We start from the raw sequence: 18,516 nt of genomic DNA, 5'->3' as shown, positions 1-18,516 counted from the left end.
GCGCGGCGGCGGGACGCCCGGCGCCCTCAGGCACCGACGGCTGACGCGCGCCCTGCCCGTTCGGGCGGAACGCCATCATCCGCAACAGGACCATCGTCAGCCCGGCGTACTCGTCCGGCGCCAGCGGCAACTCCTGGCGGCCGTGCAGCGCCATGCTGTACATCAGCTGGATCTCGTCGGCGGGCAGCTGGCTCGCCAGCGGCAGCAGCTCGGCCAGGTCCGGATCGCCCGCATCGAGCGCGCCCGGCGCCGCCTGCGCGACGGCCAGGTGCTGCAGCGCGACGGCCAGGTCTTCCAGCGTGCCGCCGGCGGACAGGCCCATGTCGCGCAGCCGGTCCGACGCGCCGACCAGCGCGGCGCCGTCGCCGGCGATCAGCGCGTTCAGGATGCCCAGCACATGGCCGCGGTCGACGCTGCCCAGCATCTGGCGCACGCCGGCTTCCTGCAGCTGGCCGGAGCCGAAGGCGATCGCCTGGTCGGTCAGCGACAGCGCGTCGCGCATCGAGCCGCGCGCCGCGCGCGCCAGCAGGCGCAGCGCGCCGGGCTCGTTCGGGACGTTCTCGTTCTGCAGCACCCGCGTCAGGTGCTCCAGCACCGTCTGCGGCGCCATCGGGCGCAGGTTGAACTGCAGGCAGCGCGACAGCACGGTCACCGGCACCTTCTGCGGATCGGTGGTCGCGAGGACGAATTTCAGGTACTCGGGCGGCTCCTCCAACGTCTTCAGCATCGCGTTGAAGGCGGTGTTCGAGAGCATGTGCACTTCGTCGATCATGTAGACCTTGAAGCGCCCGACGACCGGCTTGTAGACGGCCTGGTCCAGCAGCTGGGAGATTTCCTCGACGCCGCGGTTGGAGGCGGCGTCCAGTTCGACGTAGTCGACGAAGCGGCCGGCATCGATGTCGCGGCAGGCGTCGCAGACGTTGCAGGGCTGGGCGGTGATGCCGCCGGTGCCGTCCGGGCCGATGCAGTTCAGCGACTTGGCCAGGATCCGGGACACCGAGGTCTTGCCCACGCCCCGGGTGCCGGTGAAGAGGTAGGCGTGATGCAGGCGCTGCTGCGTCAGCGCGTTGGCCAGGGCCTGCACGACGTGTTCCTGACCCATCAGCTCCTCGAACGTGCGGGAGCGGTACTTGCGTGCGAGGACCTGGTAACTCATGGCGGGGCATTCTACGGGGGCGGTGTTGCCCGCCGGGCCGGCGCGCGCCCGGGTCGCGTCCGGGTTTGTCAGGAGAGGCGATCGGCGCTGAAGGATAATCCCGCGCCATGAGCACCCCGCACGATCCCTCCTCCGGCACGCTGAGCTACGAACAGGCCGGCGTCAACTACGACCTGATCGATCCGCTGAAGATCAGCGCCCAGCGCGCCGCGGCGGCCACCGCCGTCCACATGGGCGCGCATGGATTCACCGAGGTGACGGCATCGCGCGGCGAATCGGCGTATGTCCTGGACGTGGGTCCGTTCTACCTCGCGTCGATCGTGGAGTGCCTGGGCACCAAGACCCTGGTGGCCGACGAAATGGCGACGCTTACGGGCAAGAGCTACTACGACGGCATCGCGCAGGACACGATCGCGATGGCGGTCAACGACCTGATCACCGTCGGCGCGACGCCGCTGGTGGTGCAGGCCTACTGGGCGGCCGGCGGCTCGGACTGGTTCGGCGACGCGCAGCGCGCGCAGGCGCTGGTGGCGGGCTGGAAGAAGGCCTGCGACGTCTGCCAGGTCGCCTGGGGCGGCGGCGAGACGCCGGCGCTGGCGGGCATCGTCGAGGGCGGCCGCATCGACCTGGCCGCGTCCTGCACCGGCCTGATCAACCCGAAGGAACGGCTGTCGGTCGGCGACAAGCTGGGCGCGGGCGACGCGATCGTGCTGCTGGCCTCGTCCGGTATCCATGCCAACGGCCTGAGCCTGGCGCGCAAGCTGACCGAGCGGCTGCCGCAGGGTTACCTGACCGAGATCCAGCCGGGGCTGACCTACGGCGACGCGCTGCTGGCGCCGACGACGCTGTACTCGCCAGTGACCGAGGCGCTGTACAAGGCCGGCATCACGCCGCATTACTGCGCCAACATCACCGGCCACGGCTGGCGCAAGCTGCTGCGGCATCCCGGGAAGTTCACCTACCGCATCCACACGGTGCCGCCGGTGACGCCGGTGCTGAAGTTCATGCAGGAGCATGCGCAGCAGGACGACCGCGAGGCCTATTCGACGCTGAACATGGGCGCGGGTTTCGCGATCTTCGTGAAGGCGGACCAGGCGGCGAAGGTGGTGGAGATCGCCAAGGCCTGCGGCATCGAGGCATGGGACGCCGGCCGTGTCGAGGACGGCGAGAAGCAATTGCTGATCGAGCCGCTGGACATCCGCTTCGGCGACGACGACCTGCAACTGCGCTGAGCGGGCTCGGCACGGGACACGACGAAGGGCGCCGAGGCGCCCTTCGGTTTTTTCTGTCCTGATCGGACGCGCATCAGCATGTGGGGACCTGCAGATAGCGCAATCGGCCAGCGAGGACCTTCAACGCGGCCCTGACAAGCCTCGACCGCCGCATGGCCTCGTCGCAATCCCATCGAGTGAAGACTCGTTGGGTCGAATAGTCGGCCTCGTTGCGACAGCCCCGCAGAAATCGGAGGCCCTTCGCGATCTGCTCCTCGCCGATGCCGGCGTAGTGCCTCTGCGTCCGCTGGTGGACGTCGGCGCTCTTCTCTTCGATGCCCGCCATGTCACGCGCGATCAGGAACACAGCGTAATACGCGCGAGAGGCCGCGCTTCGTCCGTGGCCCTCTCCCTCGAGCGTCATCAGATGCTCCGCGACCTTGAAGGTGTCGTCAGGATCGAATCGGTGCATTGATCAGCCCTCCCTCGGATGAAGACGGTCTCCGAAGGCGCAGTGACGCACGTCGACGCCGACATCCCCAAACAATCGCTTGTATGCAGGGACCGAGAACCAGATTCGATCGATCAATCGGACCTCAGCGGACTCCAGGCCGTACTCGCCATCCTTGTAGTCCCAGAGCGTGAACCACAGGCTCAACTGTGCCAATTCAGGATCGTTGCGAACCCCCACGCTGAGCGCGCGTCCCTGAGCGCATCGGATCACCTCCTGCGCGAAGCGCAGCACGTCCTCGCCCGATACGGCGGGATGCCGCTTCAAGTACCAGGCAATGACGTCATCCCAGTCTTCGGTGCCCAGCAACGCCTGCAAGTCGTAGGGCCACTCGCCTGGCGCGCACGGATTCAAGCAGGGATGAAACTTGTAGGGCGCCTGAGACTTGCTGTCGACCCTCACCCATTTGGGATGTGGCCACTCCGCCTCGCTGCCTGAAGCGGGCAGCGTGCCGCTCCTCTTGCATTCGACTGAATCCAGCATCGCGATTCCTTTCACCGTCACCGACCCCACGCCGATGGAAGGCGCCATTCTCGAAATCGAGCGCGGTTTCGCCATGACCCAAACTGGTTGGCGGCGGGGGAGTCGAAGCGGGCCCTCTTCAGAGGGAAACCGCCCGCCGCGCGCGGGACTTCGCCCCGCGTTCCCCGGATTGACATCCCTCCCCCGCGTGACGAAGCTCCCTGGTCATGGACTGGTTCTACCTCCCGATGGTCAAGATGCATGCGCTGCTGGCGTGGTGCAGCGTCGGGCTGTTCCTGGTCCGGGGACTGGCCCACCAGTTCGGCGCGGCGTGGGTGATGGACGAGCGGCTGCGCACGCTGGTCTTCAGCAGCCATGTGCTGATCGTCGTCTCCGGCCTGAGCCTGTGGGGCGCGATGCACCTCGACCCCCGCTACGAGACCTGGATGACGGCGAAGTTCATCGCGCTGGGCGCTTACTTCGCGCTCGGGCACTGGGGCATCGGCCGCGGCGAGTTCCGCGTGCTCGGCTACCTGCTGGCGCTGCTCGCGCTGGCCTACGTGGTCGCGGTCTCGATGACGCGCCAGGTCTTGCTGGGCCTGTGAGGCGGCGGGACGCGCCTCGTCCGCGTCGATGACACGGGCTTGACGCGCCGCGCGAGGGCCGGGCGTAGGATCGTCCGATGACCTCCTCCACGCCCATCCACGACGCCGCGCAGCGCGGCTACACCAGCGCCTCCGACCACTACCAGCGCGGCCGCCCCGAGTACCCCGAGGCCCTCGGCGCCTGGTTGAGCGACGCGCTCGGCGCGCGGGCGGGGTCGCGGGTGGTCGACGTCGGCGCGGGGACCGGCAAGTTCACCAAGCTGCTGGCGCGAACGGGCGCGACGCTCACGGCCATCGAGCCGGTCGACGCGATGCGGGAGAAGCTCGCGGCCGCCCTGCCGGAGGTGCGCGCGCTCGCCGGCACGGCCGAGGCGATGCCGCTGCGCGACGGCGAGGCCGACATCGTGATCTGCGCGCAAGCCTTCCACTGGTTCGCGAACGCGCAGGCGCTGCGCGAAATGCATCGCGTGCTGCGACCCGGCGGACGTCTGGGACTGGTGTGGAACGTGCGGGACGAGTCGCGCGACTGGGTGGCTGCGATCACCGGGATCATCACGCCCTACGAGGGCGACGCGCCGCGCTACTACAAGGGCACGTGGAAGGAGCCGTTCGAGCGCCAGACGCTGTTCGGCCCGCTGCAGCGGACGGTGCTGCCGCACAGCCATGTGGGCAGCTTCGAGCAGGTCGTCATCGACCGCAACCTGTCGGTGAGCTTCATCGCGTCGCTGCCCGAGGCGGAACAGCGCAAGGTCGCGGACCAGCTCCATGCGCTGAAGGACCGCTTCCTCGAACTGCGCGAGCCGACGATCGTGTTCCCCTATGCGACGGAGGCCTGGATCGCCGAGCGGCTGCCGGCGACCTGAACGGGCTCAGCCGACCAGCTTCCAGCCGGCTTGCCAGAGCTGGCGCACCGCGGCGGCGTGCAACGCGCGGCGCAGCTCGGCGGGGCGTTCGCCGGGACGGGCGGCGTGCGGCGTGCTCAGCCACTGCGGTCCCGGCTCGCGCGACACGCGCGCCTGACCGTGGCGGTCGGCGCGCAGCAGCGCCAGGCGCCATGCGGCATTCAGGCGATCGGCCTGGGCGTCGTCGGCGAGCGCGCCGACCCAGTCATCGGCCTGCAGGCGATGCGCGGCCTTGAGCAACTCGAGGTCGGACGGGAAGCGGGAGAACTCGGCGACCGGTTCGCCCCAGGGATCGCGCAGCGTGCGCGAGGGCTGGGCGGGCGCGGCGACGGTGCGCGCGGCGCGGCGGCGGGACAGCAGCGAATCGAACTGGGCGAGACGAGCGGACATGAAAAAACTCCGAGAGCCCACAGAGATCACCGGCGTTTGCCGGCCCGGGGGCAGTCGGAGCCGCAACGCTTTAGCCGCATTTGTGAATCGCCCGCAAGTAGTTGGTAAATCGGCGATGGATCCGGCGGGCGTGGCCCGCGTGGTCCGGGGCGGATTTAACCACAGGCCCGGACGGCGCGTCCACGCCGGGGCGGCGCTGTGCGCACGCGGGATGTGCGGTGGTGCACGAGGGTGGGCGCATCGGCCGGGAGGGCTCGAAAGCTCGGCTAGAATCGTCGGCTGACGGGCCTCCTCGCATGGAAGCGCGGCCAAACGGGTCAGGTGGGGAACCAAGCAGCCCTAACCGTTGTGACCAGTGCCGAGGGTAAGGCTCGTCAACCTCATTCAAGTGAAAACCGCCGGGAGGCGGTTTTTTCGTTTCTGGCTCTTCCTGCTCATGGTTTCCCGCACCCGCATGCACGGGGACGTCCCCGCGCGGGGGCGGTTGCAGAATCCAGGCAACAGATGACCTCGAATGAGGCAGGGAGAGCGGAGTGAACAAGCGTCTCACGCTGTGGCTGAGCCTCGTCGTGCTCGCCACGCCCATGGCCGCCATCGCCCATGGCGGCGGCCTTGACGCGGATGGCTGCCACACCAATCGCAAGACCGGTGACTACCACTGCCACCGCGCTCCGACCCGCTCGGCACCCGCGCCGGCAACTGCGCCAACGCCCGCGCGGCAGGCTTTGACCAGCCCCGCCCCAGCCGCTGCTTCGGCGCCGCGCGCCTCCGCGCCCGATACGGCCAGACCGTCGATGCCCACCTGCTATACCGGGCCGCGTGGGGGGACCTACACACTGACGAAGAGCGGAAAGAAGAACTACGGAGGATGCTGAGTTCCTGAAGAGGCCAGATTCCGAGTTCTGCGACGTCCCTGTGCTGATCCGCGACGCGGTCACAAAGGCGTCGGTGGCCGCAGACTGAAGCAGACTCGTCAACCTGAGGCCTGAAGTGAAACCGCCCCCGAGGCGGTTTTCGCGTTTCCGGGCATCGCCATCCGAAACTCATTTATTGCAGGCACATCCTCCCACCGTCCGGCAGATGTCTGTCGCCGCAATGCACGTATCGCCACACGCCTTCCCGGTGCTGCAGACCTTGCAGCGGCCGCCTCCGTCATCACCGCCTCCGCCGCACCCGGACAGAGGAATCGATGCCGTCACGGCCAAGGGCATCACGAGGATCACCAGCCGCGCCATCGCGAGGATTCGGCGAATCACTTGCGCCACCCTGGACACTTGCCGTTCTTGTCTCTCGGTCCACCCGGACCGCCTTTGGAACCGCAGCCGCCGCTGCCACCCCTACGCCCCCTCCCGCTGCGACTGCCTCCGCTGCGTCGCCCCTTGGCCTCCGCGACGCCCAAGCTCATCGCGAGCACTCCGCCGAACAAGATCCGGCGACGTGAAATGGTCTGTGCCATGTGAACCTCCCTTCGTGGAGAGTCCAGTCTGGTGGCCCTGATCCCGATGAGCGGATCGGAAGAACCCTCGACTTGAGGTGACTCGTCATCAACCGGTGGGAGGGACTTGCTTCCCCTCCGTCCTTGGAGGGTTCGCCAAAGCCCCCGACCGCCGAACCCCAAGTCGCAGCCCTGGCAGCCGCAGATCAAGCCGAGGTGCCAAACCTCAACGGCGAAAACGCCTCGTCATCCAGATAAGGCTTCACCCCATCCATCAGATCCGCGAGCAACCTCCCGCTCGCGGGTCCCAGCGAAAAGCCGTGATGTCCATGGCCGCAGTTGACCCAAAGCCCGCGATGCATTGGCGCGGCGCCGATGATCGGCTTCATGTCCGCGCAGCAAGGCCTGCCGCCCATCCAGGGCTGCGCCTCCACCGCCTGCCCCAGTTCCAGCAAACCTCGCGCCTCGGCCGTGGCGCCGTCCAGCTGCCGCGGCGTCGGGGCCGCGTTCAAGCAGGCGATCTCCGCGCCACTGGTGATGCGCAGCCCCCGGCGCTGCGGCGACATCACATAGCCGCGCTCCGCATCCAAGGTCGTGTGATGCAGCAATGCGCCGCCAGTGAAGTGGCGGTGGTACCCCCGCTTGACGAAGAGCGGCCACCGATACCCCAGTCGTCGCGCGAACGGCCCCATCCACGGCCCCAGCGCGAGCACCACCTGGCCGCCCTGCACCGGGCCATCGCGCGTGTCGACCGTCCATCCAGCGCCGCACGGGCGCAGGCTGTCGGCGTCGCCCAGGAGCACCCGCCCGCCGCGCTGCTTGAACGCGCTGGCGTACCGCTCCACCAGCTCGCCGGGATCGCTGACGCTCCATGAATCCCGCCAATGCACGGCGCCGGCGAGCGCCGTCTTGAACCCGGGTTCCAGGCCGGCGACACCGCCGGTGTCCAGCGCCGAGAACGAGGTGCCGTAGTCGTCCGACAAGCGCTGCGAATGCCGCAGCGCATCGTCCAGCGCGCGCCTGCTGCGGTAGATCAGCAGCAGGCCGTTGCGCCGCACCAGGTCGTGCGCGCCCGCCAGGCTCATCAGGCGCTCATGCTCCGACGTGCAATGCGCGATCAGCGTCGCGTGCTGCCGACCGATCTTCAGGTGCTCGCCGGGCGCCGAAGCCTGCCAGTAGCGCAGCAGCTGGGGCCATGCGGCGAGCAACCCACGGGGGTGGTAGTTCACGTCCAGCCCGCGCTTGAAGACCACCGACAGCAGTGACCGCCAGTCCCGCGGCATCGCATAGGGTTCGACCGCCTCCCGCTGGATCGCGCCGGCGTTGCCGTAGGACGTCTCCCGCCCCGGCGTACGGCGGTCCACCAGGGTCACGCGGTGGCCGCGCAACTGCAGCTCCAGCGCCGTGCAGGTGCCGACCATGCCCGCGCCGAGGACGAGGATCTCTTGAGCCATGTCGCCTGCCTGCCCTCAAAACGCCGCGGACGCGTCGGCGACGACGGTGATCTCGACGTCGGCCTGTTCCAGGGCAAGCGCCGCGACGACCGTGGTGCGGGTGGGGAATGGCGCCGCGAAGTGGCGTGCATAGGCCGCGTTGAACGCCGCGAAGTCTTCCGCATGCCGCAGATGCACCGTCGCCTGCACGACGTTGGACAGCGTGAGCCCTTCGCCCGCCAGGGTGGCGGCGATGCGAGCCAGCGTCAGGTCGGTCTGTGGGCCGATGCCGTCGGGCATCCCGCCCGTCGCGTCGATCGGCAACTCCCCCGAGAGGAAGACCAGGTCGCCGACGCGGCGGACCTTCGAGAACGGCAAGTTGGCGGGAATGGACATGTCTTCTCCATGAATGTGTCGAGGCATCGAGGCCTCAAAGCAGAGGCCGCAGTTCGTCCAGAAGGCGATGGATGTCGTCTTCGGTGTGGTCGGCGAAGACCGCGACGCGCAGCACTCCCTCGTCGCCCGCGCCGACGTAGGTGGAATGGGCGATGAAGATGCCGCGCGCCATCAAGCTCCGCTGGATGCGGGCCATGTCGGCCGCGCGGCCGTGCTCGAAGGTCGCCAGCGGCCCCTCGTGCGCCTCGGGACGCAGGCCGAGCTCGCGAAGCCCTTGCCGGACGGCGCGCACGTTGTGTCGCAGGCGCTCGAGCAACTCGGGGTGGGCGTCGACATGACGCAGGCCGGCCGCGGTCATCGCGGCGCCCGCCGAGCAGCCGAGCACCGCGCCGCGCGCGGCGGGCGTGCGCCACAGCTGCTCGATCAGCGAGGCCGACCCGATCGCCAGGCCGCCATGCGCGCCGATGGCCTTCCCCATCGAACCGCCGGCGAGGACCCGGTCCCGTGGCAGGTCCGCGAGCTCGACCGCGCCCCGCCCTCGCCGGCCCACGCAGCCGAACGCGTGCGACTCGTCCACGACCAGCCAGCCGTCGTGGGGCGCGAGCAGCGCCGCGTACGCGTTCAACGGCGCGATGCGGCCGCGCGTCGGGAACATGCCGTCGGTGGCCACCAACGGCCTCGCGCCGGGCGCGATCTGCCGGGCCATGACCCGCGCCAGATCCTGCGCGTCGCCATGCGCGAAGACGTGCGTCGGCAGGCCGCTCGCCATCGCGGCATCGCGCAGGCTGTAGTGCGCGTGCTCGTCGAGGAACACCGCGTCGCACTGCGTCGCCAGGCCGGAGATCGCGATCAGTCCGAACAGGTAGCCCGTCCCGAAGTACATGGCCCCGTCCGTCTCGAAGAACTCGCGGGCGGCCGTCTCCGCGTCCAGGTTCGCCGACAGACCGAAGCCATAGTGGCGCGAAAGCTGCGCGCTCGCGCCCAGCCGGCGCAGCGCGTCGACACCGGCGTCGACGATGCCCGGATGTCCGCCCAGTCCCAGGTAGCTCGACCCGCCGAAGCTGAGGAGGGGCCGCCCATCGACGACCATCCCGGCCGCGCTGGCCGATTCCACGCGGCGAAGCAGCTGGCCCACGCTCACGACAGATGGGGCGCGGGATCGTCCACGGCCGGGAAGAAGTTCAGGTCGCGCTTGCGATACGGCAGGCGCGCGAAGTCCATGGACAGGGCCGCGCCGGTCTCGATGATCCGGCAGTCACCGGAGAGCTTCGAGAACTCCGCGTGGTAATGGTGGCTCGACTTCACGCCGATGACCCTCGCCTCCTGCAAGGGCACGCCCAGGTTCGTGAACCCGGTGGGCGACAGCGTCTGCTGCCGTCGGCTGATCAGCACGATGTCCACCGGCCCCGAGCGCACCCAGGCCGCGGCCCCCAGGGGATCGATGATCCGGCCGACTTCCTGCGTGTGGTGCTCCGACAGCCCGCGTACCGTCACGTCCAGGTCCAGGGGCAACGCGGACGTGGGTCCCGCCTTGCCGCCCACGCGCAGGCGCAGCGACGCGCCGACGCCCGCGCTCATGCAGGCCCGCACCGCCTCGGGGTCCCAGAGCATGCCGAACGCGCTGCGCAGGGTCGTCCGGGCCAGCAGCGCCGAGAGCATCACCGTGTGGTCGCACGGCGCGCCGCCGCCGGGGTTGTCGCCCGCGTCGGCGAGGATCCTCGGCGGACCGCCCTCGGGGAGGTCCCGCAGCGCGTCGTCCATGATCTCCAGCCGGGGGACCAACTCGGCCCGCAGCCGGTAGAAGGCCCGCGCCAGTTCCTCGGCCGTGCGCCGGGCCAGGTCGGGATCCCCGTCGGCGATCACGAGCACCTTGCTGCCGGCGTCCGCGACGTCGCCCCAAGGGAAGCCGTGCACCAGGCTGGCGGAGAGGATGCCGGGCCGGCGCTCCACCTCCGCGAGCCGGTCGACCAGCCCGCGCATCGGCTGCGAAGTCGTCGGATAGAAGCCCACCAGGCGGCAGTCCACCACCGCCATCGCGGGCCGCGTCGCGCCCGCCGCGGCATCGCGGCACAGCGTGAAGAGTTCGGCGGCGCGCTCGGCGTAGTCGACGTGCGGGTACTCGCGCATCAGCACGATCGCATCGGCGCCTTGGGTCATGGCTTGGCTCAGGTGGCAGTGCGGGTCGAGCTCGACGCCGATCCTGCAGCGCGGCCCGACGATGGCGCGCACGGCCTGGATCAGGTCGCCTTCGCAGTCGTCCTCGTTCTGCGCCACCATCGCCCCGTGCAGGTAGAGCAGCACGACATCGAGCGGTCCCGCGGCGCGGACGCCCGCGAGCAGCTCGGCCCGCAGGCTCGCATAGTCGGCGGACAGCACCGGCCCGGCGGGCTGCGCGATGGCGTAGAGGCCCTCGCTCAGGTGGTCGCCATGCCGTGCCGCGAGCGTGCGCCACTGCTCGACCACCTGCCCCACCGAGCCGAGCGCCCCCGCGTCGATCGCGCCGCGCAGGATGCCGGTTTCCTCGAACGACGCCACGGTCGTCTCGAAGTGCGAGAAGGTGTTGGTCTCCGTCAGCAAGGCGGAAGTGAAGATCTTCATGGTCGGGTCCTGTCAGGCGGGTTGCGCCCGGAGGCGCGCGGTCAGCGGGAGCAGCAGCAGCAAGGCCGCCGCGAGGGTGAAAGCCGGCGCGGCGATCCACAGCGCCTCCAGGCGCGACAGCGACAGCGGCGACGCCTCGCCCTGCAGCGGCCCGACCCAGTCCAGCCCCAGGCCCATCACGACCCCGCCCAGCGACTGGCCGAGCTTCTCGGCGGAGAACAGGATCCCCAGGTAGAGCCCCAGGCTCTCGCCCCGGGCGGAGAACTGGGTGGCCGACTCGATGGCCAGCGTGGAGATCATCACCGTCAGCACGCCGGAGGCCAGGCCGAACAGCGCGCAGCCGCTGGCGATGGACACGTTGCTGCGCGGCCCGATGCCCAGCCACGCGATGCCGGCCAGGGCCAGCACCAGGGCGCCGAACAGGATCGCCGGGGCCGGTGCCCGCCGCGCGATCCACGGGGCCGAGGACACGCCCAGCAGCACCGTCAGGAACAGCGGCGTGAGCAGCAGGGACAGGTTGTCCGGACCGACATGCAGCAGGTGCTTGTTGACGTAGGGCAGCGCGCTCAGCAACGCGGTCGAGCTGAGTCCCAGCAGCACCAGGATGCCGGCGATGCAATAGAACGCCCGGTTCCTCAGCGTGCCGCCCAAGGCGCGCAGCAGGTGTTCCGGCTTGCCCGTCTCGACCCCCGCGGAGATCCGCACGCGGCGGACGCTGAGCCAGCACAGCGTCAGCGCCGCCAGCGAGGCCAGCGCCAGCACGACGGCCATGCCCAGATAGCCGCGCTGGTTCGCGCCGAAGGCCGCGACCAGCTGCGGCGCGGCCACGGACACCGTCAGCCCGGCCAGGGTCTGGCCGACGGCACGCGCGGCCATCAGCGCGCTGCGCCCCTCGATGCCGTCGGCGATGTCGCCCGCGATCGCGGTGTGGGCGACGGTGTAGACCGTCAGCAGCAACGACTGCGCGATCAGCAGCGCGCCCAGCAGGCCGATGCGCAGCGGCAACGGCACGGCCTGCAGGGGCACGAACAGCAGCACCAGCGTCAGCGGCAGCGCCGCCATGCCCAGCGCCAGCAAGGCGCCCCGGCTCCCCAGGCGCCGCGCGACCGCGTCGGTGCGCCGCCCGATCCAGGGATCGAGCACCATGTCGGCCAGCTTCGGCGTGGCCAGCAGCACGCCGGCCACGGCCGGCGGCACCTTCGCGAACTCCGTCAGGTAGAACAGGAACAGCAGCGGCACCGCGCCGAAGGCGAGCGACATCCCCAGCGCGCCGGCACCGAAGCCCACCGGCATCAGCCGCGGGTACTTGATGGACTCAGACACCGGACGCGACCTCCCGCAAGACCAGGCCGCGGGTGCGCGAGGTGTCCAGCGTGAGCTGGCGCCGACGGTCCGCGCCGATGCCCAGGCGCAGCGTGCCGTTCAGCGGCAGCGATGGATCCGTGCTTTCCAGCAGGCAGGCCTCGGGCAGCAAGCCCTGGAGCTTGAAGCTGTTGCGCCCGTACTGGCCGAGCACCCGCACCGCATCGGCGTCGGCGCCCTCCCCGCCGATGCGCAGGTCCGCGCCCAGCTCGTCGCTGCGCCACAGCCCGGCGAACGGCGTCACGGTCTGCTCCGCCTTGAAAGCCGGATCGATCCGCTCGCACCGGTGGGTGCGGCCCTGCTCGGTGACGTCGATGGCCGTGACCTGCCCCTGCGAACCGTGGACGGCGTTCACCTGCATGGCGATCACCGCCAGCAGGTTCACGCGCAGCTCGCCGCCCTCGGACTGGGTGAGCGGCAGCGGCATGCCGAAGCTCTTGAGGAAGAGCTTGTCCTCCATCCGGTCGATGGCGAAGTACCGGCCGCTGTCGGCGCAGTAGTACTCGCCGCCCAGGGACGCCACCAGGCCGGGGTCCGCCGGCTGCGGCGCGGCCGACATCGCGTCGCCGACCAGGGCCGTCATCAGCCGCTCCGCCAGCTCGGCCGCGTTGCCGTCGCTGCGGTTGGTCATGACGACGATCTGGATGTCGTGATCGGGCGCGGCCAGCATCTGGCAGCTGCCGCCCATCACGCCGCCCGCGTGATGGAAGACCCGCACGCCGCGCCAGTCCTCCGCGACCAGGCCCAGGCCGTAGGGGTTCACGAAGCCGTTGTTCAGGGGCGTCGGCGCCATCAGCTCGTCGGACAGCGCGCGCGGCCACAGCGTCGGCGACGCCAGGTGGGAGAGCCAGCGCTGCATGTTGTCCACCGTGGAGGCGATGCCGCCCTCGCCCAGGATCACCGCCGGGAACACGCCCTTGACGAACTTGCCGCCGGGCAGCGCCAGGTGCGACTGCGCCACGCCGGACAGGGGGTCGAGATCGCTCGCCCACAGCGAGGTCTCGTGCATGCCCAGCGGATCGAACAGCCGCTCCCGCATCGCCTGGTCCAGCGGCATGCCCAGCACCCGCTCGATGACCAGCGACAGCATGCGATAGCCGCCGTTGTTGTAGATGAACTGCTCGCCCGGCGCGAAGTTCTCGCCCTCCTGCCGACACTGGTACGCGTAGGCGCCCTCGGCGGGCACGATGCCCAGGCCGTTGGAGATCAGTGAGAGGTCGAGGTAGTCGCGCGTGCCGCCGGTATGGCTCATGAACTGGCGCAGGGTGCGGCGGCCCTGGCTGACCGGCAGCTCGGGCAGCCATCGGATGACCGGATCGTCGACCGAGAGCAGGCCCTCGTCATGCAGCATCAGCCCCAGGGCGGAGGCGAAATGCTTGGTCGTCGATCCGATGCGCATCTTGGTCGCCGGTGTGTTGACCAGGCCGGACTCGATGCTCGACAGCCCGTAGCCCTTGCGCAGCAGCGAGCGCCCTCCACGTCGAACGCTCACGACCGCGCCGGGCGCGTCGTCGCGGGACAGGCTGGCGAAGACCGCTTCGAGCTTCTCGATGTCATTGCACTTCATGCTGAGTTCTTTCGTCATAAGATTAGTGAACATTCATTCGTTTTAAAGGGAAGCATGCCCAAGCGAGACGAGAGCCACATGGCTGCCGTGCGTCAACAGATCCTGGATGCCGCGCGCGCGGTCTTCGACAGGAAGGGCGTGGCCGACACCGTCATGAGCGACATCGCGACGGAGGCGGGGTTGTCCGTGGGATCGATCTACGTGCACTTCCGCTCCAAGGAGGAGGTGCTGACCCGCCTCATCGAGCAGGCCGACACCAACGTCGGCCCCCTCGAGGCCTGCGAGACGGCGAGCGATCTGCTGGGCCTGGTCGAGACCATCCTGAAGACCCAGGACCCCGCGAACGCGGCGAACCTGACGGCGCTCGAGGTCGCGACCATCGCGCGCCGCAATCCGCAGATCCAGGCCGTCGTGGCGGAGAACTTCACCCGTCTGCGCACGGCGCTGTTCGACGCCGTCGCCCGTGCCGGCGCCGGCAACGACCAGCTGGACAAGGCGGCGCTGCGCGCCATCGGCGAGGGTCTGCTGTCGCTGCTGGTGGCGGCGCAGGTCAAGGCGCTGGTGGGCGTGCCGCCGCAGACGGAGGCCAAGATCAAGACGGCGCGCTGGTTGGTGACGATCCTGCATGGGGCCCCCGTCAGAACTCGGCGCTGAGCTGCAGGCCGACCGTGCGCGGCGCCATGACGCTCACCCGCGCCGGTCCGCCGGCCAGGCTGAGCGAGGTGTCCGCCCCGGTCTGCGCGTGCTGGTTGGTCAGGTTCCGGATGTAGAAGTCCAGGTTCACGCGGCCGAACGCGATGCCGCCGCTCAGGTCCAGGGCCGAGTAGGCGGGCAACCGGTACAGCGGGTTGCCGGGTGAGGCCTTGAAGGCGTTGGCCCGCTTGCCGACGTGGCGCCAGCTGAATCCGAGGTGGGCGGGACGGCCGAGCCACTCGAAGTCCCGGTCGACCTGCAGCGCCGCGGAGGTCCTCGCGGTGTCGGGCATCCGCTCCCCGGCCACGCCGCCCAGGTCGGGACTGTCCTCCAGCAGCTTCGCGTCGATCAGGCTGAGCGCGGTCGACACCCGCAGCCCCTGCGCCGGCATCGCGCGCAGGCTCCATTCCAGGCCGCGGGATCGCGCGCGCTTCGCGTTCCCGATCCCCGAGAAGCCGGCACTGGCGGTGAAGACCTGGATGTCGTTCCAGTCGATCTGGTACAGCGCCAGCTCCGAGCTCAGGCGACTCGGGATCAGCGTGCCCTTCCAGCCGACCTCGTAGCTCCACAGGCTGTCGGACTTGAAGAAGGACTTGTTCAGGGGCTGGCCCGTCACCGGATCCTTGATCACCGGCAGCGGCCCGCCGGGCCGATAGCCGCTGGCGGCCCGGACATACAGCGCCTGGTCGTCGGCGGGACGCCAGCGCGCGGTCGCCAGCCAGGTCGTGACGTTCTCGGTCGAGCTCGCCGCCGGTTGGGGCGGCGGCGCGAACAGGCCGCTGAAGGTCTGGTCGAGGTGCTGCGAGTTGCGGCTCTGACGCACGCCCAGGGTCAGGTCGGTGCGCGTCGTCAGGTAGTAGGTCGCCGTGCCGAAGGCCGCGATCTCGCGATAGCTCGAAGGGAAGCGTGCATCGGCCAGCAGCGGCTGCGCCGGGTTCAGCTGCGCGTCCAGCGGCATCAGGTGCTGGCTCTTCTCGCCTCGTTCGTCCGCGTAGAAGGCGCCCACCAGCCATTCGAGCTGGCGGCTTCGCGCGGAGGTCAGGCGGAACTCCTGCGACAGCTTGCGGTTGTCGAAGCTGTAGTCGAGCGCGTAGCCCGGGTTGACGATCCCGAGCTGGCTCAGGTACGGGCGGTAGAACGCGGACGGATCCGCGCGCCCCTCGTTGGTCGAGCGCTGCCAGCCGGTGATGGACTCGAGCGTCGCCCAATGCAGATCCGCCTTGACCACGGCGGTCACCAGATCGTTGCGCACGGTGACGGGCTCGCTCACGAACAGGCGCTTGGTGTAGCGCCGGTCGACGGGCTGGCCCGTCGCGACGTCGGCCTCCTCCTGGGCGGAGCCGTCGCGGTCCTGCCGTTGCGTCATGGCGGTGACGCGCACGCTGACGTCCTTGCTGGGCTGGAGGAACAGGGCCACGCGTCCGCCATCGGTGCGTGCCCCATCGACGATTCGCCCGTCGTGATCGAGGTCACGGGTGAATCCGCCCTCGCGCCGCTGATAGACGGTCACGCGCAGCGCCGCCGTGTCCTGCATCATCGGCACGTTGATCAGGCCGCGCAGCACATGCCCGACGCGGCCGCCCTTGACGCTGGAGAGCTCGGCCGTCGCCTGCCCGCCGAAGTAAGCCTTCTCGGGCTCCGCGGACACGTACTTGATGAGGCCGCCCATGGCGCTGGCACCGTAGAGCGTGCCCTGGGGGCCGCGCAGCACCTCCACGTTCGACAGGTCGAACAGGCCCAGGTCCAGCGCGCCGGCGCCGCCGCCCGCATAGGCGGAACTCGATCCGAAGGGCACGTCGTCGACGTAGATGCCGACGGTGGCGCCCACCTGGCTGCCGGTGGTCACGCCGCGCATGGTGATCTGGCTCTGGCCCGTCGCGGCGGTGGACTGGCTGAAGTTCAGGCCGGGCAAGAGCGCCGCGACGTCGCGGAGCGATTGATAACCGCCGCGGGCCAGCGTCTCTCCCTTCAGCACGTCGGCCGTGAGCGGGACCTCCCGCGCCGGCTCGCGCCGCCGCTGCGCGGTGACCGTGACGAGGTCGAGCGACTGCACATCGCGCGCCTCCGCGGAAGACGGTTCGGTCGACGCCTGGGCCTGCGCTTCGCCCGCGAAGTGCATGCCACCGCAGAGTCCCAAGACCGCCAGGCGCATCGGGGACAGCCCCAGGCGCTCATTCCATCCACCACGACAGGACCTCATCGAAAGCTCCAATAATGAATGACGCTTCATTTTTTATTGATTATGAGGAGCGCGGTCCGGCGTTTCAAGTCCCGGACCGCACGCCGGGCGCTAGGACAAACCATGAGCGAGGTTTCCCGAGCACCGGGACGGTGGCGGGCGTGCTTGCACTCGCCGCCGGTGCCCGCGGCGGCTAGAGTCCGGGGATCCCCGCCGCAGCTCCGAGCGCCACCGAGCCCATGTCCGCGCCGCCCGACCTCCACCGCTTCCTCGACGCCCAAGCTCCGCAGCTCGCCGATGTCCTCGACGAGCTCCGGCGCGGGCGCAAGCGCAGCCACTGGATGTGGTACTTCTTCCCGCAGCTGCGCGGGCTCGGGATCAGCAGCACGGCGCAGCGCTACGGCATCTCCTCGCTCGACGAAGCCATCGCCTACCTGGACCACGAGGTCCTCGGCCCGCGACTGCGCGAGTGCGTCGCGCTGATGAACACCCATCGCACCAAGTCCGCCGAGCAGATCCTCGGTTCGGTCGACGCGTTGAAGTTCCGCTCGTCGCTGACGCTGTTCGCGAGGGCCTCGGGCAACGAGGCCGTCTTCATCGAGGCCCTCGATCGCTTCTACGACGGCCAGCCCGATCCGCGCACGTTGGAGCTGCTCGCATGAAGGCCGCCGCCTTCACCCGCCTGCCCTGCCCGCTCCCGGGCATCGACATCGTCCGCGCCGACACCGCGCGCACCTTCCCGCGCCACGTCCACGACGAGTTCGGCATCGGCCTGATCGACCGCGGCGCGCAGAAATCGGCCAGCGGGCGCGGCCAGGTCGAGGCCGGCGCCGGCGATCTCATCACCGTCAATCCGGGCGAGGTCCACGACGGCCTGCCGATCGACGACCGCGGACGCGCCTGGCGGATGCTCTATCTCTCGCCCGACGTCGTGCGCGAGCTCGCCACCGACCTCCGCGACCATCGCGGCCCACCCTCCGGCGACGTCGAGTTCCATCGCCCCACGCTCCGCGATCCCCGCATCGCCACGCGATTCGAGGCGCTCTTCCACGCGATGACCGTCGACGTGATCGGCGCCGGCGCCGACGACGTCGATGCGGCCGCCGCGGGTCCCACGCTGCAAGCCGATGAAGCCTTGCTCCTGCTGCTGCAGGGTCTGCTGCTCCCGCGAGCGCCGATGCCCACGGCGATCCCAGCCGGCATCGCGCTGGCCCGCGCGCGGCTGGACGACGAGCTCGCCTCGCCCGTCAGCCTGGCCGACCTCGCGCGCGAAGCGGGACTGAGCCGGTTCCAGTTCCTGCGCGGCTTCACCCTGGCCACCGGCCTGCCGCCGCATGCCTACCTCGTGCAGCGGCGGCTGCAGCGCGCGCGCCGGCTGATCGGCCTGGGCACCCCGCTGGCCGAGGCCGCCGCCGCCAGCGGCTTCTACGACCAGAGCCACCTGACGCGCCACTTCGTGCGCTGCTTCGGCATCGCGCCAGGCGCCTACGCGGCCGCGATGCGCTGACGAATCGCCGAGCGCGTCCGTGTCGCGCCAGCCGGCACTGCCCGGCGTCGCACGCCCCCCCGAGCCGCACGGAACCGCCCGGAGCCGCCCGGAGCCGCGCTGCAATTTC

Annotated in this window: 18 protein-coding genes and 1 other RNA gene; 8 read left to right on the top strand and 11 right to left on the bottom strand. The window is 70.1% G+C overall.

Annotation, left to right across the window (positions count from 1 at the left end; genetic code table 11):
• Window positions 1-1,156 (bottom strand): DNA polymerase III subunit gamma/tau (gene dnaX, locus N5D62_RS09385; RefSeq protein WP_279757450.1); only part of this gene is annotated, 1,156 nt, incomplete at its 3' end.
• A 107-nt stretch (window positions 1,157-1,263) separates the two neighbouring features.
• Here dnaX and N5D62_RS09380 point away from each other — a divergent pair.
• Entirely contained in the window at window positions 1,264-2,388 is a 1,125-nt protein-coding gene (locus N5D62_RS09380; RefSeq protein ID WP_279757449.1) for an AIR synthase-related protein, read from the top strand.
• 73 nt (window positions 2,389-2,461) lie between these two features.
• Here N5D62_RS09380 and N5D62_RS09375 read toward each other — a convergent pair whose 3' ends face one another.
• Window positions 2,462-2,839 carry a HEPN domain-containing protein gene (locus tag N5D62_RS09375; protein WP_279757448.1) on the bottom strand — a complete coding sequence of 126 codons (378 nt, stop codon included), beginning with the start codon at window positions 2,837-2,839 and terminating at the stop codon, window positions 2,462-2,464.
• A gap of 3 nt (window positions 2,840-2,842) precedes the next feature.
• Window positions 2,843-3,409, bottom strand: coding sequence for a hypothetical protein (locus tag N5D62_RS09370; protein WP_279757447.1), 567 nt, complete (start codon window positions 3,407-3,409; stop codon window positions 2,843-2,845).
• Between the two features lie 158 nt (window positions 3,410-3,567).
• On the opposite strand from N5D62_RS09370, the gene N5D62_RS09365 reads away from it, so the two are divergent.
• Both N5D62_RS09365 and N5D62_RS09360 read left to right on the top strand, forming a co-directional pair.
• Window positions 3,568-3,945 carry a SirB2 family protein gene (locus tag N5D62_RS09365; protein ID WP_279757446.1) on the top strand — a complete coding sequence of 126 codons (378 nt, stop codon included), beginning with the start codon at window positions 3,568-3,570 and terminating at the stop codon, window positions 3,943-3,945.
• 77 nt (window positions 3,946-4,022) lie between these two features.
• Window positions 4,023-4,808 (top strand): class I SAM-dependent methyltransferase, encoded by a 786-nt coding sequence (locus N5D62_RS09360; RefSeq protein ID WP_279757445.1) that lies wholly within the window; start codon window positions 4,023-4,025, stop codon window positions 4,806-4,808.
• Between the two features lie 6 nt (window positions 4,809-4,814).
• Here N5D62_RS09360 and N5D62_RS09355 read toward each other — a convergent pair whose 3' ends face one another.
• Complete coding sequence (locus N5D62_RS09355; RefSeq protein WP_279757444.1) at window positions 4,815-5,237, bottom strand: hypothetical protein; 423 nt, start codon at window positions 5,235-5,237, stop codon at window positions 4,815-4,817.
• A 281-nt stretch (window positions 5,238-5,518) separates the two neighbouring features.
• Between N5D62_RS09355 and ffs the strand changes: the two genes are divergently transcribed.
• An RNA gene (gene ffs / locus N5D62_RS09350) (signal recognition particle sRNA small type) lies at window positions 5,519-5,616 on the top strand.
• 154 nt (window positions 5,617-5,770) lie between these two features.
• A complete protein-coding gene (locus tag N5D62_RS09345; protein WP_279757443.1) occupies window positions 5,771-6,112 on the top strand; it encodes a YHYH domain-containing protein in 342 nt (113 codons plus the stop codon).
• 766 nt (window positions 6,113-6,878) lie between these two features.
• Here N5D62_RS09345 and N5D62_RS09340 read toward each other — a convergent pair.
• The 6 genes from N5D62_RS09340 to N5D62_RS09315 are packed head-to-tail and all read right to left on the bottom strand — an operon-like array spanning window position 6,879 to window position 14,028.
• Window positions 6,879-8,126 (bottom strand): FAD-binding oxidoreductase, encoded by a 1,248-nt coding sequence (locus tag N5D62_RS09340; RefSeq protein WP_279757442.1) that lies wholly within the window; start codon window positions 8,124-8,126, stop codon window positions 6,879-6,881.
• 15 nt (window positions 8,127-8,141) lie between these two features.
• Window positions 8,142-8,501 (bottom strand): RidA family protein, encoded by a 360-nt coding sequence (locus N5D62_RS09335; RefSeq protein WP_279757441.1) that lies wholly within the window; start codon window positions 8,499-8,501, stop codon window positions 8,142-8,144.
• A gap of 34 nt (window positions 8,502-8,535) precedes the next feature.
• Entirely contained in the window at window positions 8,536-9,642 is a 1,107-nt protein-coding gene (locus N5D62_RS09330) for a pyridoxal phosphate-dependent aminotransferase family protein (protein WP_279757440.1), read from the bottom strand.
• Window positions 9,639-11,099, bottom strand: a complete 1,461-nt coding sequence (locus tag N5D62_RS09325; protein ID WP_279757439.1) for a M81 family metallopeptidase — start codon at window positions 11,097-11,099, stop codon at window positions 9,639-9,641. The genes N5D62_RS09330 and N5D62_RS09325 overlap by 4 nt, the downstream gene beginning before the upstream one ends.
• Window positions 11,100-11,111: 12 nt before the next feature.
• Window positions 11,112-12,422 (bottom strand): MFS transporter, encoded by a 1,311-nt coding sequence (locus N5D62_RS09320; RefSeq protein WP_279757438.1) that lies wholly within the window; start codon window positions 12,420-12,422, stop codon window positions 11,112-11,114.
• Entirely contained in the window at window positions 12,415-14,028 is a 1,614-nt protein-coding gene (locus N5D62_RS09315) for a serine hydrolase (RefSeq protein WP_279757437.1), read from the bottom strand. The genes N5D62_RS09320 and N5D62_RS09315 overlap by 8 nt, the downstream gene beginning before the upstream one ends.
• A 78-nt stretch (window positions 14,029-14,106) precedes the next feature.
• Here N5D62_RS09315 and N5D62_RS09310 point away from each other — a divergent pair, with 78 nt between their 5' ends.
• Window positions 14,107-14,682: a TetR family transcriptional regulator gene (locus N5D62_RS09310; RefSeq protein ID WP_279757436.1), complete on the top strand. Its 576-nt coding sequence runs from the start codon at window positions 14,107-14,109 to the stop codon at window positions 14,680-14,682.
• Here N5D62_RS09310 and N5D62_RS09305 read toward each other — a convergent pair.
• The gene (locus N5D62_RS09305; protein WP_279757435.1) at window positions 14,666-16,921 is read right to left on the bottom strand and encodes a TonB-dependent receptor; all 2,256 of its coding nucleotides are present in this window, start codon (window positions 16,919-16,921) and stop codon (window positions 14,666-14,668) included. The genes N5D62_RS09310 and N5D62_RS09305 overlap by 17 nt on opposite strands.
• Window positions 16,922-17,139: 218 nt before the next feature.
• Here N5D62_RS09305 and N5D62_RS09300 point away from each other — a divergent pair, with 218 nt between their 5' ends.
• Both N5D62_RS09300 and N5D62_RS09295 read left to right on the top strand, forming a co-directional pair.
• Window positions 17,140-17,562 carry a DUF1810 domain-containing protein gene (locus N5D62_RS09300; protein ID WP_279757434.1) on the top strand — a complete coding sequence of 141 codons (423 nt, stop codon included), beginning with the start codon at window positions 17,140-17,142 and terminating at the stop codon, window positions 17,560-17,562.
• Window positions 17,559-18,407 (top strand): AraC family transcriptional regulator, encoded by an 849-nt coding sequence (locus N5D62_RS09295; RefSeq protein WP_279757433.1) that lies wholly within the window; start codon window positions 17,559-17,561, stop codon window positions 18,405-18,407. The genes N5D62_RS09300 and N5D62_RS09295 overlap by 4 nt, the downstream gene beginning before the upstream one ends.
• The last annotated feature ends 109 nt before the right edge of the window (window positions 18,408-18,516 follow it).

This window comes from Mitsuaria sp. GD03876, from assembly GCF_029840635.1.
Lineage (GTDB): Bacteria > Pseudomonadota > Gammaproteobacteria > Burkholderiales > Burkholderiaceae_C > Roseateles.
The sequence above is the reverse complement of the archived record's forward strand: the minus strand, read 5'-3'. Positions and strand labels throughout refer to the sequence as shown.

Excerpts from the sequence above, each read along its gene's own strand:
- N5D62_RS09375 (WP_279757448.1), bottom strand. The coding sequence starts at position 2,839 with ATGCACCGATTCGATCCTGACGACACCTTCAAGGTCGCGGAGCATCTG.
- N5D62_RS09355 (WP_279757444.1), bottom strand. The coding sequence starts at position 5,237 with ATGTCCGCTCGTCTCGCCCAGTTCGATTCGCTGCTGTCCCGCCGCCGC.
- N5D62_RS09325 (WP_279757439.1), bottom strand. The coding sequence starts at position 11,099 with ATGAAGATCTTCACTTCCGCCTTGCTGACGGAGACCAACACCTTCTCG.
- N5D62_RS09295 (WP_279757433.1), top strand. The coding sequence starts at position 17,559 with ATGAAGGCCGCCGCCTTCACCCGCCTGCCCTGCCCGCTCCCGGGCATC.
- N5D62_RS09370 (WP_279757447.1), bottom strand. The coding sequence starts at position 3,409 with ATGGCGCCTTCCATCGGCGTGGGGTCGGTGACGGTGAAAGGAATCGCG.
- N5D62_RS09315 (WP_279757437.1), bottom strand. The coding sequence starts at position 14,028 with ATGAAGTGCAATGACATCGAGAAGCTCGAAGCGGTCTTCGCCAGCCTG.
- N5D62_RS09360 (WP_279757445.1), top strand. The coding sequence starts at position 4,023 with ATGACCTCCTCCACGCCCATCCACGACGCCGCGCAGCGCGGCTACACC.
- N5D62_RS09340 (WP_279757442.1), bottom strand. The coding sequence starts at position 8,126 with ATGGCTCAAGAGATCCTCGTCCTCGGCGCGGGCATGGTCGGCACCTGC.
- N5D62_RS09365 (WP_279757446.1), top strand. The coding sequence starts at position 3,568 with ATGGACTGGTTCTACCTCCCGATGGTCAAGATGCATGCGCTGCTGGCG.
- N5D62_RS09380 (WP_279757449.1), top strand. The coding sequence starts at position 1,264 with ATGAGCACCCCGCACGATCCCTCCTCCGGCACGCTGAGCTACGAACAG.
- N5D62_RS09300 (WP_279757434.1), top strand. The coding sequence starts at position 17,140 with ATGTCCGCGCCGCCCGACCTCCACCGCTTCCTCGACGCCCAAGCTCCG.
- N5D62_RS09310 (WP_279757436.1), top strand. The coding sequence starts at position 14,107 with ATGGCTGCCGTGCGTCAACAGATCCTGGATGCCGCGCGCGCGGTCTTC.
- N5D62_RS09305 (WP_279757435.1), bottom strand. The coding sequence starts at position 16,921 with ATGAGGTCCTGTCGTGGTGGATGGAATGAGCGCCTGGGGCTGTCCCCG.
- N5D62_RS09335 (WP_279757441.1), bottom strand. The coding sequence starts at position 8,501 with ATGTCCATTCCCGCCAACTTGCCGTTCTCGAAGGTCCGCCGCGTCGGC.